The 752-nt window shown below is 43.9% G+C and carries 1 protein-coding gene; it reads left to right on the top strand.

Annotation, left to right across the window (positions count from 1 at the left end):
* On the top strand, nt 1-364 hold a 364-nt coding region (locus QGT73_RS17325; protein ID WP_280123259.1), incomplete at its 5' end, for an IS66 family transposase.
* Nucleotides 365-752 lie beyond the last annotated feature (388 nt).

Genomic DNA, 752 nt, shown 5'->3' with positions numbered 1-752 from the left:
TCAGGAAGCGATACATGAACGGAATCAGAAGCCGACGGAGTCGATTGACCCTCAGTCATGGCTTGACCGCCTTGACAATCTCATTGATGAAAATTTATCAAGGCTCAACGAAAAGTTTACCACTTTCAAGAACGGCTTGCTGAAATGCCGTGACTACATCTTCAACTTTCTACGAGACTCGGCAATACCGCCGGACAACAACTCCTCAGAACGTGGAATAAGAAAGTTGAAAATCAAACTCAAAAACTCCGGTTGCTTCCGTTCAGACCTCGGTGCCGATGCCTTTATGGATCTGCATTCAATCGTCGAGACAACCAAGAAGCACGGCAACTCGCCCTACAACGCAATCCTCGCCCTTTTCTAAACGGCGACTACATCGGCGCGTCCGCTGAATAGTTACATTCATAATGATACAAATATTTCATTAACTTTGCATCAGAATTAACGTCAACCGCATATAGCTACTATCATTAAGTTTAAAGTCAACAAAAAGTTAGGTTAAAGCATGTGGGCAGCTGTGAAGCTCCCCACATTTTTTTTATGGATACAAAGACAAAATAGACATAAGCTCTCCGGTTTAACGACCCGGAGAGCTTATGTCTATTTTATGTCTTTTTGAGGCCCAAGCCGAAATTCCAGTGCATATGTTAAATTGAGTAGACCGAAGTGTTAAATATTCAAGCGTACAGTTTGACCAGGCGGAAGATGAAGAAATCGCGGTCTCGGACACCGCGCATTTGCGAGCGGAAGAT

Origin of the sequence: Duncaniella muricolitica, assembly GCF_910574735.1 — a bacterium.
GTDB classification, from domain to species: Bacteria; Bacteroidota; Bacteroidia; order Bacteroidales; family Muribaculaceae; genus Duncaniella; species Duncaniella muricolitica.
This window is presented reverse-complemented; position numbering and strand designations above follow the sequence as displayed.